This window comes from Actinomadura harenae (genome assembly GCF_003696215.1).
In the GTDB taxonomy this organism is placed as follows: domain Bacteria; phylum Actinomycetota; class Actinomycetes; order Streptosporangiales; family Streptosporangiaceae; genus Spirillospora; species Spirillospora harenae.
The window spans coordinates 1-13787 of sequence record NZ_RFFG01000161.1 but is presented as its reverse complement, the minus strand read 5'-3'; the positions used below and the strand labels follow the sequence as shown (position 1 = coordinate 13787).

Genomic DNA, 13787 nt, shown 5'->3' with positions numbered 1-13787 from the left:
CCGCCTGGTCGGCATCCTCCACGGATGCCTCAAAACCCACACCACCTACGACCAGGCAACCGCCTGGTCACACCACCACCACGACCTCGCCGCTTGACATCCAACCTCCAGGGATGTCTGACCCGCCGTCCCGGCCCGCCTTGTGCCGCGTCACACACCCTGTCGCACGCCCGGCCGTCCAGGCGGGGCTGACACCAGAGAGCCTGGCTGTCAGGGTTCTGGCACCTGATCAGGGAGAACGTTGGCCGTGGCTGTTCGAATGGGGAAGGCGCCGGTCGGATCGTGGGGAACCGTTCGGAGGGCTGCGGCGTCGAATCGTCTATGCGGTATCGGATGCTCCTTTTCACGCCGGCCGCCCTGACCTTGGTGTTGTCGGCCGCCGCCTGCGGTTCCGAGCACGCCGAGTCGGGGACGTCGGCGACCCCGCCGAAGGACACGGTCGCGCCCAGCGGCTCCTCCGCGAACCGGCTGACCGTCAGCTTCCGGGCGTCCGCCCAGGCTCCCGCGAAGACCTGGACGCTGACCTGCGATCCCACCGGCGGCGACCACCCGAAGGCGGCCAAGGCATGCGCGGCCCTGGCCAAGGCGCCGGACGCCTTCAAGCCCGTCCCGCCGGACATGATGTGCACCAAGATCTACGGCGGTCCGGAGATCGCCACGGTCAAGGGCACCTGGCACGGCCAGGCGATCGACACGAAGTTCACCCGGACGGACGGCTGCCAGCTGGCCCGCTGGAGCAAGATCGCTCCGCTCTTCGGCGCCGTCCCGCCCGTCCGCTGACCCCGGCCCGCTCCCTGCCCGCCCGACCACGCCTGATCACCGGCCTGCTCCCGGGCGGTGCAGGCCCGCCTCATGACCGAATGGCCGGCTTCCGGCCTCCTGGCCTTCCATGACGGCCCGGCGAGGTCGTGGTCTGCCCTGATCTGCTGTGCCAGGCCGCGTCTTCTTCCCGGGTGGGAGTGGGCGCGGCCGGCTCATGTCCGCACTCGGGACGGGCGGGAGAAGGCGAGCTTCGGGCGGGCTACTTGAGGAGTCGGGAGAGGCGGCGGTCGGCCAGGGGTTTGCCGCCGGTCTGGCAGGTGGGGCAGTACTGGAGGGACGAGTCGGCGAACGAGACCTCGCGGATCGTGTCGCCGCAGACGGGGCACTTCTCGCCGGTGCGGCCGTGGACGCGGAGGCCGGTCTTCTTCTCGGCCTTGAGGTCCTGCGCGGCGAGGCCCTCGGAGCGGGCGACGGCGTCGCGGAGGGTGTCGACGATGGCGTCGTAGAGGGTCTGGATCTCCTCGTCGGTGAGGGTGTCGGCGATCTTGAACGGGGACATCCTCGCGACGTGGAGGACCTCGTCGGAGTAGGCGTTGCCGATGCCCGCGACGATCTTCTGGTCGCGTAGCAGGCCCTTGATCTGGGTGCGTTTGCCGCGGACGATGCCGGTGAGCGTGTCGACCGTGAAGGTCGGGGCGAGCGGGTCGGGCCCGAGGGTGGCGACGTTCTCCACGTCGGACGGGTCGCGCACGACGTGGACGGCCAGGCCCTTCTTCGTGCCGGCCTCGGTGAGGTCGAAGCCCGAGCCGTCGTCCAGGTGGAGGCGCAGGGCGAGCGGGTTCTTGCCGCCGGGCCGGACGGGCTTCACGGGCATCTCGTCGCGCCAGCGCAGCCATCCGGCGCGGGCGAGGTGGACGACCAGGTGCAGCCCGTCCACGTCGATGTCGAGGTACTTGCCGTGCCGGGCGACGCCGGTGATCGTCAGCCCGCCGAGGGCCGTGATCGGCGGGTCATAGGTCTTGAGCGCGGAGATGGCGAGAACATCGACGCGGGCGACGGCGTGGCCGACCGCGCGTTCCCGCAGGAACGCGGCGAGCGACTCGACCTCGGGAAGCTCGGGCATGCTTCACAGTATCCGAGGCGGGGCCGTCGTCCACAGCGCTGTGGAAAGCTGTGGAAAACCCTGTGCGCGGGGCCGGTGACCCCGGTGCCGGGGACGTTCACGCCGGAGATACCTTGGCAAATGCCCCTGAATCGGCGGCCCGCGCTCGGCGGCCGCGGCTCGGGACATGTGGATAACCGGCCCGCCAGGACCGCCCGGGAGCCGCCCGGAGACCTTCCGAGGTCCGCTGCGGCCCGCCGTCCGGGGTGGCGGGATCCGGCGGGACGTATCACCAGATATCTCCGCAATGTGATGCGAGTCTCGCAATAACCCCTAGGGGGTAGGGGTTGCGAAGGGTGTGACCCTGTGGCAACATGAGGGCCACGAGATACCCCCCAGGGGTACCCCGGAGGACACAGGAACCGAGCACCGAGGAGTCAGGGACATGAGCACCGCCACCTACACCGTCACCGGAATGACCTGCGGCCACTGCGTCGGCTCGGTCAAGCAGGAGGTCGGCTCGATCAGCGGCGTCAGCGACGTCCAGGTCGAGCTGGCGAGCGGCAAGGTGACCGTCACCAGCGAGTCGCCGCTGGACGACGCCGCCTTCCGCGCCGCGATCGACGAGGCCGGATACGAGGTCGCCTGACCCGGTGGAACGGTGCCGCGGCGGACCGTGTGAGGGCGGGACGCCGCGGCATCCGAAGCCGCCGGGGACGGGCCGGAAGGACGGATGGCGATGAGGACGACGACGAGAGTCGGAGCGTACGTGCTGGGCCTGGCGGCCGTCTTCGGCGGCGCGCTGGGAATCGGGACGGTGACCGGAACCGTGGGCGCCAAGGCGGAGACGGGCCATCACATGAACGGTGAGAGCGGAGAGCGGGACATGAACGGCGAGCACGGCGAGCACGGCGGAGCGCACGCGGGTCACGGCGGCGGAGGTACCCCCGGGGGGCTCCTGATCACGGCCGACGGCTACACGCTGGCCCCGCAGACCACCACGGTCACCCCGGGCGTCAAGACCGACTTCCGGTTCACGGTGAACGGCCCGGACGGCAAGCCCGTCACCCGTTACACCCCGCTGCACGGCAAGGACCTGCACCTGATCCTCGCCCGCCGGGACCTGTCGGGCTTCCAGCACCTGCACCCGACCGCGGTCGGCGGCGGCGTCTGGTCCGTCCCGATCACGCTGACGGACGCCGGGACCTACCGGTTCTTCACCGACGTGCAGCCCGTGGGCGCCGAGAACCAGCTCACCCTGGGCGCGGACGTCTTCGCCCCCGGCGACTTCCAGCCCAAGGCCGTCCCGCAGCCGGAGCTCACGGCCAAGGTCGACGGCTACGAGGTGACGCTGAAGGGCGAGCTGACGGCCGGCAAGCCGAGCCCGCTGACCCTGACCGTCAGCAAGGACGGCCGGCAGGTCACGAACCTGGACCCGTACCTCGAGGCGTACGGCCACCTGGTCGCGCTGCGCAGCGGCGACCTCGCCTACCTCCACGTCCACCCGGAGGGCGCGCCCGGCGACGGCAAGACCAAGCCCGGTCCGGACATCACCTTCGACGCGGACGTCCCGAGCGCGGGCACGTACCGCCTCTACCTGGACTTCAGCCACGAGGGAACCGTCCGCACGGCCGAGTTCACCGCCGTCGCCAAGTAACGCCGACCAGGCCCGAAAAGACTTCACCCCCACCCCCCAAGACGCGTAGCAGCGGAAGCGCAGACGCGCCGGAACGCGAAAGGAGCAGCGATGGCCGCGCAAGCCCCACCCACAGGCCACATCGAGCTGGCGATCGGCGGGATGACCTGCGCTTCCTGCGCCGCCCGCATCGAGAAGAAGCTCAACCGGATGGACGGCGTCACCGCCACGGTCAACTACGCGACCGAGAAGGCGACGGTTCAGTTCCCCGAAGGTGTGACCGCGGACGACCTGATCGCCACCGTCGTCAAGACCGGCTACACCGCCGAGCTTCCGAAGCCGCCGAGGAGCGCCGAGTCCGGTGAGCCGGCGGAGCCCGAGGACGAGCTGAAGCCCCTGCGGCAGCGGCTGATCACGGCGCTGGTGCTGTCGGTCCCGGTGATCGCGCTGGCGATGGTCCCGGCCCTGCAGTTCAAGAACTGGCAGTGGATGTCGCTGGTCCTGGCCTCGCCCGTGGTCGTCTACGCGGGCTGGCCGTTCCACCGGGCCGCCTGGACGAACCTGCGGCACGGCGCCGCGACGATGGACACGCTGGTCAGCCTGGGCACGCTCGCCGCGTTCGGCTGGTCGCTGTGGGCGCTGTTCCTCGGCAACGCGGGCACGCCGGGCATGAAGCACGGCTTCGAGTTCTCGATGACCCGCTCGGACGGCTCGTCCAACATCTACCTGGAGGCGGCGTCCGGCGTCATCGCCTTCATCCTGGCCGGACGGTACTTCGAGGCGCGCTCCAAGCGGCGCGCCGGGGCCGCCCTGCGCACCCTGCTCGAGCTCGGCGCCAAGGACGTCGCGGTGATCCGCGGCGGGGCCGAGCAGCGCATCCCGATCGACCAGCTCAACGTGGGCGACGTGTTCGTCGTCCGGCCGGGCGAGAAGATCGCGACGGACGGTGTCGTCGAGGAGGGCACGTCCGCCGTGGACGCCTCCCTGCTCACCGGCGAGTCCGTCCCGGTGGAGGTCGGCCCGGGCGACGCGGTGGTCGGCGCGACGGTGAACGCCGGCGGGCGGCTGCTCGTCCGCGCCAGCCGGGTCGGCACCGACACGCAGCTCGCGCAGATGGCGAAGCTGGTCGAGGACGCGCAGACCGGCAAGGCCCAGGTGCAGCGCCTCGCGGACCGGATCTCCGGGGTGTTCGTGCCGATCGTGATCGCGCTCGCCGTCGCGACGCTCGGCTTCTGGCTCGGCACCGGCGGCGGCACCGCCGCCGCGTTCACCGCCGCGGTCGCCGTCCTGATCATCGCCTGCCCGTGCGCCCTGGGCCTGGCCACTCCGACCGCGCTGCTGGTCGGGACGGGCCGGGGCGCCCAGATGGGCATCCTGATCAAGGGCCCGGAGGTCCTCGAGTCGACCCGGCGCGTGGACACCGTCGTCCTGGACAAGACCGGCACCGTGACCAGCGGGCGGATGGCGCTCGTCAAGGTCGTCGTCGACTCCGGCGCGGAGACCGGCGAGGAGCAGGTCCTGCGGCTGGCCGGGGCCCTGGAGGACGCGTCGGAGCACCCGATCGCCCAGGCGATCGCCAAGGGCGCGACCGAGCGGGTCGGCGAACTGCCCCGGGTCGACGACTTCGGGAACATCGAGGGTCTGGGCGTCCAGGGAGTGGTGGACGGGCACGGCGTGCTCGTCGGCCGGCCGAAGCTGCTCGCCGAGTGGGAGCAGCACCTGACCCCCGAGCTGGAGCTCGCGATGACCGAGGCGGCCGCGCGCGGCGAGACCGCCGTGGCGGTCGGCTGGGACGGCCGGGCCCGCGCGGTCCTCACCGTCGCGGACCAGATCAAGCCGACGTCCGCCGAGGCGATCACGCAGCTGCGGGCGCTGGGCCTGCGGCCCGTGCTGCTCACCGGCGACAACGAGGCGGTGGCCCGGACGGTCGCGGACCAGGTCGGCATCGACGAGGTGATCGCCGAGGTCATGCCGTCCGACAAGGTGGACGTGGTCAAGCGGCTGCAGGCCGAGGGCCGGACGGTCGCGATGGTCGGGGACGGCGTGAACGACGCGGCGGCGCTCGCCCAGGCCGACCTGGGCCTGGCGATGGGCACCGGCACGGACGCGGCGATCGAGGCGTCCGACCTGACCCTGGTCCGCGGCGACCTGCGGTCGGCGGCCGACGCGATCCGGCTCTCCCGCAAGACGCTCGGAACCATCAAGGGGAACCTGTTCTGGGCCTTCGCCTACAACGTGGCGGCACTGCCGCTCGCGGCGACCGGCCTGCTCAACCCGATGATCGCGGGTGGCGCGATGGCCTTCTCGTCGGTCTTCGTGGTGAGCAACAGCCTCCGCCTCCGGCGGTTCCGCCAGCTCGACGGGAACGGCTGACGGCACGGCGGGAACGCCTGACGGCACGGCGGGAACGCCTGACGGTTCGGCGGGAACGCCTGGCAGCGGTCTCCGCGGGCGCCTGACACCGGGCGCGCGCGAGGAGGTCCGGCCCTTCGGGGCCGGGCCTTCTTCGCTTTGTTCCGCGGACGGTTGATCTGTGCGGTTCGGCCGGTTCCGGTATGCCGTTCCGGGGCATTCCGGATAGGCATTCCATCAACCCGTAGGTCGCCTTATTCCAGCCTTGGTCACTATCTGTGGCCGCATGTGGTCAGACCCGTGGCGAAAGAAAGATCGCTGGTCATGCTGGGGGCGTTCGTCGGGGACGAGGCGCCGGGGCCGTAGGGGGAACCGGTCGCGCGGGGGTGGCGTTGAACGATCCGAGCAGTGGTGCGACCGAATGCCGCCTGTGCGGCGCGAAGGACCTGGCGGGCGTCGTGGACCTCGGGGCCACGCCGCCCTGCGAGCTGTTCCTCACGGCCGACCGGCTGGACGCGCCGGAGGTCACCTACCCGCTGCACCTGAGGGTGTGCCGGGAGTGCCGGCTGGCGCAGCTCCCGCCGCTGATCACGCCCGAGGAGACGTTCACCGAGTACGCGTACTTCTCGTCCTACTCCGACTCGTGGGTGCGGCACGCGAAGGCGTTCGTGGACGCGGCCGTCGAGCGCGTCGCGCCGCGGTTCGTGGTGGAGGTCGCCAGTAATGACGGATACCTCCTCCGGCATGTGGTGGAAAAGGGCGTCCGATGCCTGGGAATCGAACCGTCCGCGAATGTCGGCGAGGTGGCCCGGGAGAAGGGGGTCCCGACACTGACTGAGTTCCTGACCGAGGAGACCGGGCAACGGGTCAGAGAGGAACACGGGCCCGCCGATCTCGTCGTCGCGAACAACGTCTACGCGCACATCCCGGACATCGTCGGCTTCACGAAGGGGCTGCGCGCGCTCGTCGCGGACGACGGGTGGGTGTCGATCGAGGTCCAGTACCTCGCGACGCTCATGGAACTCGGCCAGTACGACACGATCTACCACGAGCATTTCCAGTACTACACGGTCGCGTCCGCGCAGCGTGCCCTCGCGAGCGGCGGCCTGACCCTGGTGGACGTCGAGGTCCTGCCCACGCACGGCGGCTCCATCCGCCTCTGGGCCCGCCCGTCCGGCGCACCCGGCGAACGTGTGCAGGAGTTGCTGCGGCGGGAGCGCGAGCAGGGGCTCCATGGGGACGAGGGCTACGCGGCGTTCGCGCAGCGCGTCGCCAAAGTGCGGCGCGACCTGCTGAAGTTCCTCATCGCGGCGGCCGAAGAAGGCAAGACGGTCGTCGGGTACGGGGCTCCGGGCAAGGGCAACACCTTGCTGAACCACTGCGGTGTCCGCGCCGACCTGCTCGCCTACACGGTCGACCGGAATCCGTACAAGCACGGCCGGTTCACGCCCGGGACGCGCATCCCGATCCTCCCGCCTGAGCGGATCGCCGAGGACCGTCCCGACTACGTGCTCGTCCTACCGTGGAACCTGCGGGACGAGCTTTCCGAGCAACTCGCCTATGTGGGCGCCTGGGGCGGACGGCTCGTCTTCCCGATCCCCGAACTGGACGTCGTGGAGGTCGGCGCGTGAAGGTCGTCCTCTTCTGCGGGGGACTCGGGATGCGGATGCGCACCGGGACGCCCGGCGACGTCCCCAAGCCGATGCAGCTGGTCGGTCCGCGTCCGCTGCTGTGGCACGTCATGCGCTACTACGCGCATTACGGGCACACCGAGTTCATCCTGTGCCTCGGCCACGCGCCGCAGCACATCAAGGACTTCTTCGTCCACTACTCGGAGACGCACTCCAACGACTTCCGGCTGCGCGGCGGACGAGTCGAGCTGCTGTCCACCGACATCTCCGACTGGGAGATCACGTTCGTGGACACCGGCGCCGAGTCGCCGATCGGCGAGCGGCTCCGGCGCGTCCGGCACCATCTGGACGGGGACGAGATGTTCCTCGCCAACTACGCCGACGTGCTCACCGACGCGCCGCTGCCGGACATGATCGACCGGTTCGCCGCGTCCGACGCGGGCGCGTCGATGATGGTCGTGCCGCCGACCGACTCGTTCCACTGCGTCGAGCTCGGCTCCGACGGCCGCGCGTCCGGGATCACCCCGGTCACCGAGATGCCGGTGTGGATCAACGGCGGCTACTTCGTCCTCCGGCAGGACGTGTTCGAGCACATCCCCGAGGGCGGCGACCTCGTCGCGGACGGCTGCGCGGCGCTCGCCAAGACCGGCGGGCTGCTCACCTACCCCTACCGGGGCTACTGGCGTCCCACCGACACCGTGAAGGAGCGCCTCGCGCTGGACGAGGCGTACCTGCGCGGCGACCGCCCCTGGGCGGTCTGGGAACGGTGACACGGCACACGGCGGCTCCGCCGCAGGACGGTTGGGCGGCTCCGTCGCAGGACGGTAGGGCGGCTCCGCCGCAGGGTGAGAGGACCTCTTTACGCAGGTCGGGACGGCCTTCCGGCTCGGTGCGAGTCGGGCGGGCAGAAGGGTCCGCGCCTCGGGAGAGGCACGGAGTCGGGCAGGGACCCGCGGCTCGTGTGAGGCGCGGGGAGGCGGTGCCGGACGGGCCCGGGGCGGGGCCCTTCCGGTCGGACGCGGCCACGGCCGGGGGGTGGTGGCGGTGACCGGGACGAGGAAACGATGATCAGACTGACGCCGGGCAACTGCTCGGAGATCCTGCTGCTCGGGGCGCACTGCGACGACGTGCCGCTCGGGGCGGGCGGGACGCTGCTCCAGCTGTGCCGGGCCAACCCGGGGATCAGCGTGCGGGCGCTGATCCTGTCGGGCGCCGGGACGGTGCGCGAGGCCGAGGAGCGGGAGGCGCTGGACGCGTTCTGCCCGAAGGCGCGGCTGGAGGTGGCCGTCCTCGACATGCCGGACGGCCGGCTGCCCGCCTACTGGGAGCGCACGAAGGAGGCGCTGGAGGAGGTCGGGCGCGGCTGCGATCCGGACCTGATCCTGGCGCCGTCCATGACCGACGCCCACCAGGACCACCGGGGGCTCGCCAAGCTCGTCCCGACGGTGTTCCGCGACCACATGACGCTCGGCTACGAGATCCTCAAATGGGAGTCGGATCTCCAGCAGCCCGAGGTGTTCGTGCCCTTGGGCGAGTCCGTGGTCACGGAGAAGATCGAGCTGCTGCACCGCTGCTACCCCTCCCAACACGACCGTTCCTGGTTCGACGACGAGACGTTCCGCGGCCTCGCGCGCGTACGCGGGGTGCAGGCGGGCGACCGCTACGCAGAGGGCTTCCACACCAGCAAACTCACCCTCCGATTCTGAGGAGCTGCCGTGCGCGTCCTGCTCACCGGCCATCAGGGGTACCTCGGCACGGTCATGGCGCCCGTGCTGACCGCGGCCGGGCACGAGGTCACCGGCCTCGACTCCGGGCTGTTCGCCGACTGCGTGCTCGGGCCGTCCCCGGACGACCCGCCCACGCTGGCCGCCGACCTCCGGGACGTCGAGGCCGGCGCGCTCGCCGGGTTCGACGCGGTGGTGCACCTCGCGGCGCTGTCGAATGATCCGCTGGGGTCGCTGCGTCCGGACATCACCTACGACATCAACCATCGCGCCGCGTCCCGGCTCGCCCGGCTGGCCCGCGAGGCCGGGGTGCGGCGCTTCCTCTACGCCTCGACGTGCTCGGTGTACGGCGCGAGCGGCGACACGCTGGTGGACGAGGACGCCCCGCTGCGTCCCGTCACTCCTTACGCCGAGTCCAAGGTACGGGTCGAGGACGACATTTTCGGGCTCGCGGACGGCGACTTCTCCCCCGTCTCGCTGCGCAACGCGACGGCGTTCGGTTTCTCGCCGCGGCTGCGCGCCGACATCGTGCTCAACAACCTGGTCGGGCACGCGCTGCTGTCCGGCGTGGTGAAGGTGCTGTCGGACGGGACTCCGTGGCGTCCGCTCGTGCACGCGCGCGATATCGCCGCCGCGTTCGCCGCCGTCCTGGACGCGCCGCGTGATGCCGTCCACGGCAGGGCGTTCAACGTGGGAACCGAGCGCAACAACCTTCAGGTCGCGCAGATCGCCGAACATGTGCGGGACGCCGTCCCGGACGCTGAGCTGGTCATCACGGGGGAGACGGGCGGTGATCCGCGTTCCTACCGGGTGGACTTCGCGCGCATACGAGAGGCGCTTCCGGATTTCGACTGCGCGTGGTCCGTCGCGGACGGCGCTAGGGAACTGGCCGTGAAGTACCGCGAACACGGGCTGACGCAGGACGCGTTCGACCGCCGCTTCACCCGCCTCGCGCGCCTCGCCGACCGGCGTGAGGCGGGCACTCTGGACGAGAACTTCCGGTCATGACACCGGACGAGATGCATGCTCTGGTGGAGCGGCTGTATCCGCTCTGCCGGAGCATCACCGGGGACGGTGTCCGGCGGACGCTCGACATCGTGGGGGAGCACCTGCCGTCCCTTCGGGCGCACGAGGTCCCGACCGGGACGGACGTGCTCGACTGGACCGTCCCGCGCGAGTGGAACATCCGCGACGCCTACATCAAGGACGTCGCGACAGGCGAGCGCGTGGTTGATTTCCAGGCGTTGAACCTGCACGTCGTCGGCTACAGCACGCCCGTGCACGAGACGATGACGATGGACGACCTGGCGCCGCATCTCCATACGCTGCCCGACCAGCCGTCCCTGGTCCCCTACAGGACGAGCTACTACGCCGAGACGTGGGGCTTCTGCCTGAGCGAGGAGACCCGCGCGTCCCTGGGGGACGGCCCGTTCGAGGTCTTCATCGACTCCACGTTGGAGGACGGTCACCTCACCTATGGCGAGGCGGTCATTCCGGGGAGCAGCGATAGGGAAGTGCTGGTCTCCTGCCATGTCTGCCACCCGTCCCTAGCGAACGACAACCTGGCCGGGATCGCGGTGGCGGTCGCCTTGGCGCAGCGGCTTCACGAGCCTCGTCACACGTTCCGCTTCATCTTCGCTCCAGGGACCATCGGGGCGATCACCTGGCTGGCCCGCAACCGGGAACGTGTGGACGCCATCGCACATGGACTGACCCTCGCGTGCGCAGGAGACGAAGGCCAGATCCACTACAAGCGGAGCAGGCGTGGGGACGCGTCCATAGACCGGGCCTTCACGCATGTGCTGCGTGGGCGTCCCCATACGGTTCTGGACTTCTCCCCCTATGGATACGACGAACGCCAGTACTGCTCCCCTGGGTTCGACCTTCCGGTGGGCTCGCTGACGCGGACTCCCTATGCGCGTTACCCGGAGTACCACACGTCCGGGGACGATCCCTCGTTCGTCTCCCCCACGGCTATGAGCGACACCCTGGAAACGCTCTGGCAGGCCGTCCAGGTACTGGAACGCGACCGGACCTACCTGAACCTCAGTCCCCTTGGCGAACCCCAGTTGGGACGCCGTGGCCTGTACGGGGCCCTCGGCGGACGCAGTGACACCGAGCAAGCCCAGATGGCGATGCTGTGGGTGCTGAACCAGTCCGACGGGCTGCACAGCCTCCTCGACATCGCGGACCGATCCGATCTGCCGTTCGCCACCGTCGCCGACGCCGCCGACGCCCTGCGCGACGCCGGACTCCTCAAGGAGCTGGAACCATGACCGAGGTCAAGAGCGGGCCCGGAACCGGGCTGAGAGCGGGCGACGTCGTTGAGGTGCGCGGCGCGGAGGAGATCCTCGCGACGCTCGACGAACGGGGCGAGCTGGACGGCCTGCCCTTCATGCCGGAGATGCTCGCGTACTGCGGGCGCCGGATGACCGTCCACAAGGTCGCGCACAAGCTGTGCGACACGATCAGCCGTTCCGGCATGCGGCGTATGGAGAGCGCCGTCCACCTGGCTGAGGCGCGGTGCGACGGCGCGTCCCACGGTGGATGCCAGACGGCATGCTCGCTCTACTGGAAAGAGGCCTGGCTCAAGCGCGTCGACAGGAACTCGGTAGCGGAACCGGTGCCCGCGGAGCAGGACGAGGGCGTTCGCAAGCTGCTTCCCCTGCTTGAGGTCAACACGCGTAGGGATCCCGACGTGGACGGCGAGGTCCGCTACTCGTGCCAGGCCACGGAGCTGCTGCGCGCCGCGCCCGAGCGCGTCGGCGTGAAGAACGTCAGCCAGTTCGTGGACGACGTCCGCTCTGGCAACAACACGATCGGTGAGTCCGTCAGGGCGTTCTTCATCGGCGGTTACAACCGGTACCAGGACATCACGCGCGCGCGCCTGCCGAAGCCTCTGCTCATCAACAAGGGCCTGCGCTGGGCGTTGTTCGAGGGGGCCGTCGATGGACGCACCCCTGTGGAGACCCTCGACCTCAAGCCGGGCGAACTCGTCCGCATCAAGTCCCGCGCCGAGATCATCAAGACGCTCAACAAGGACCTGCTCAACCGCGGCATGGGCTTCGAGAACGAGATGTCCCGCCACTGCGGCAAGACGGCTCGTGTGCGCGCGCGGGTCGAGAAGGTCCTGGACGAGCGCACCGGACGCCTCCTCACCATGAGGACCCCCTGCATCATCCTCGAAGGTCTGGTCTGTGAGGGCGCCTACAACTTCAACTGCCCGCGCGAGTTCGTCCCCTTCTGGCGGGAGATCTGGCTGGAACGCGTCCAGGACGCACCTTGAGCGAGGACGGGGGCAACGCCAGGGACGGGGGCAATGCCAGGGACGGGGCAGAGCCGTCGTTGGGTGCGAAAACGCGGCGGGGGCTGAGCTGGAGCCTGCTGGGGACGGTCGGCACCAAGGCCGGTTCGTTCGCGCTCAACCTCGTGCTCGCGCGGTTGCTCGCCCCCCGGGACTTCGGTGTCTTCGCCATCGCCCTAGCGGCCTGGGCCTTCCTCATCCATGTGAACGACGCGGGCATCATCGCGGCGGTCGTCCAGTGGCGCGGCAAGCTTGAGGAGATGGCGCCTACGGCGGCCGTCCTCGCGTTCATTTCCAGTGCGCTCGTGTATGTGGCGTGCTGGTTCGCGGCGCCGTACTACGCGCACCTTGCCGACAGTGATGCCGCCACCGGGCCGATCCGGTTGCTGTGCCTGGTCGTTGTCGTGGATGGCATCACAGCCGTCCGCAGCGGTTCGCTCATGCGCGAGTTCAGGCAGGACACCCTCGTCAAGGCGAATCTCGTCGGACTGCTCTGTCAGGCGCCCGTGGCTGTGGCCCTGGCGCTCGCGGACTTCGGCCCCTACAGCTTCGTCTGGGGGCAGGTCGTCGCGTCCGTCGTCGCGGGCGCGCTCATCATGCGCTGGGCGGACGTCCCGGCCGAGTTCGGCTTCGACCGGGCCGTCGCCCGGCGGCTGCTGCGCTTCGGCCTGCCGCTCGCCGCGTCCCTCGGCATCGAGTCCGTGCTGCTCAACGCGGACTACGTGATCGTCGGGCACGTCCTCGGGACGGTCGCGATCGGCTACTACATGATCGCGTTCAACGTCTCGAGCTGGGTCCCGACGCTGATCGGGCAGGCGATCCGGTACGTGTCCACGGCCGCGTTCTCGCGTCTCGCCGAACGGGACGACCCCGACTCCCTCGCCGGCGGCGTCCGCCGAAGCCTCCCGCTGCTCCTCGCGTTCGTCTTCCCCGCCGCCGTGCTCCTCGCGACGCTCGCGAAACCGCTGCTGACCTTCCTGTACGGCGCGCGCTGGACGCCCGGCGCGGCCGTCCTCGGGTACCTCGCGCTCCTGATGGCCGTCCGGATGATCACGTCGCTGACCTTCGACGTGCTCACCGCGGCCGGACGCACCCGCGCGACGATGTGGCTGAACCTCGCGTGGGTCGTCGTGCTCGTCCCGGCGCTGCTCACCGGCGTGCGGATCGACGGGATCCGGGGCGTCGGCGCGGCGCACGCGCTCGTCGGCGCGGCCGTCGCCCTGCCGCTCGCGCTCGCCGCGCTGCACCGCGCGGGCGTCCGGCTCGGCCCGGCGCT

At 70.5% G+C, this 13787-nt stretch carries 12 protein-coding genes; 11 read left to right on the top strand and 1 reads right to left on the bottom strand.

Features of this window, described 5'->3' with window-relative positions:
* The first annotated feature begins 333 nt into the window (after nucleotides 1–333).
* A complete protein-coding gene (locus tag EBO15_RS40440) occupies nucleotides 334–780 on the top strand; it encodes an SSI family serine proteinase inhibitor (protein ID WP_233616804.1) in 447 nt (148 codons plus the stop codon).
* Between the two features lie 241 nt (nucleotides 781–1021).
* Here EBO15_RS40440 and EBO15_RS40435 read toward each other — a convergent pair whose 3' ends face one another.
* Nucleotides 1022–1885, bottom strand: a complete 864-nt coding sequence (locus EBO15_RS40435) for an Fpg/Nei family DNA glycosylase (RefSeq protein WP_122199742.1) — start codon at nucleotides 1883–1885, stop codon at nucleotides 1022–1024.
* Nucleotides 1886–2309: 424 nt separating this feature from the next.
* Here EBO15_RS40435 and EBO15_RS40430 point away from each other — a divergent pair, with 424 nt between their 5' ends.
* From EBO15_RS40430 to EBO15_RS40385, 10 genes are all read left to right on the top strand, one after another.
* The gene (locus EBO15_RS40430) at nucleotides 2310–2513 is read left to right on the top strand and encodes a heavy-metal-associated domain-containing protein (protein ID WP_122199741.1); all 204 of its coding nucleotides are present in this window, start codon (nucleotides 2310–2312) and stop codon (nucleotides 2511–2513) included.
* Nucleotides 2514–2603: 90 nt separating this feature from the next.
* Entirely contained in the window at nucleotides 2604–3521 is a 918-nt protein-coding gene (locus tag EBO15_RS40425) for a hypothetical protein (RefSeq protein ID WP_122199746.1), read from the top strand.
* Nucleotides 3522–3611: 90 nt separating this feature from the next.
* Nucleotides 3612–5873: a heavy metal translocating P-type ATPase gene (locus EBO15_RS40420; RefSeq protein ID WP_122199740.1), complete on the top strand. Its 2262-nt coding sequence runs from the start codon at nucleotides 3612–3614 to the stop codon at nucleotides 5871–5873.
* Nucleotides 5874–6244: 371 nt separating this feature from the next.
* Nucleotides 6245–7483: a class I SAM-dependent methyltransferase gene (locus EBO15_RS40415; RefSeq protein WP_122199745.1), complete on the top strand. Its 1239-nt coding sequence runs from the start codon at nucleotides 6245–6247 to the stop codon at nucleotides 7481–7483.
* Nucleotides 7480–8253, top strand: coding sequence for a glycosyltransferase family protein (locus EBO15_RS40410; RefSeq protein WP_122199739.1), 774 nt, complete (start codon nucleotides 7480–7482; stop codon nucleotides 8251–8253). Before EBO15_RS40415 ends, EBO15_RS40410 begins: the two co-directional genes overlap by 4 nt.
* A 294-nt stretch (nucleotides 8254–8547) precedes the next feature.
* A complete protein-coding gene (locus tag EBO15_RS40405) occupies nucleotides 8548–9189 on the top strand; it encodes a PIG-L deacetylase family protein (RefSeq protein ID WP_122199738.1) in 642 nt (213 codons plus the stop codon).
* Between the two features lie 9 nt (nucleotides 9190–9198).
* Nucleotides 9199–10215 carry an NAD-dependent epimerase/dehydratase family protein gene (locus tag EBO15_RS40400; protein WP_122199737.1) on the top strand — a complete coding sequence of 339 codons (1017 nt, stop codon included), beginning with the start codon at nucleotides 9199–9201 and terminating at the stop codon, nucleotides 10213–10215.
* The gene (locus EBO15_RS40395) at nucleotides 10212–11483 is read left to right on the top strand and encodes a DUF4910 domain-containing protein (protein ID WP_122199736.1); all 1272 of its coding nucleotides are present in this window, start codon (nucleotides 10212–10214) and stop codon (nucleotides 11481–11483) included. The genes EBO15_RS40400 and EBO15_RS40395 overlap by 4 nt, the downstream gene beginning before the upstream one ends.
* Nucleotides 11480–12493, top strand: a complete 1014-nt coding sequence (locus EBO15_RS40390) for a hypothetical protein (RefSeq protein ID WP_122199735.1) — start codon at nucleotides 11480–11482, stop codon at nucleotides 12491–12493. The genes EBO15_RS40395 and EBO15_RS40390 overlap by 4 nt, the downstream gene beginning before the upstream one ends.
* Before the next feature lie 59 nt (nucleotides 12494–12552).
* Nucleotides 12553–13787 (top strand): oligosaccharide flippase family protein (locus EBO15_RS40385; protein ID WP_233616803.1); only part of this gene is annotated, 1235 nt, incomplete at its 3' end.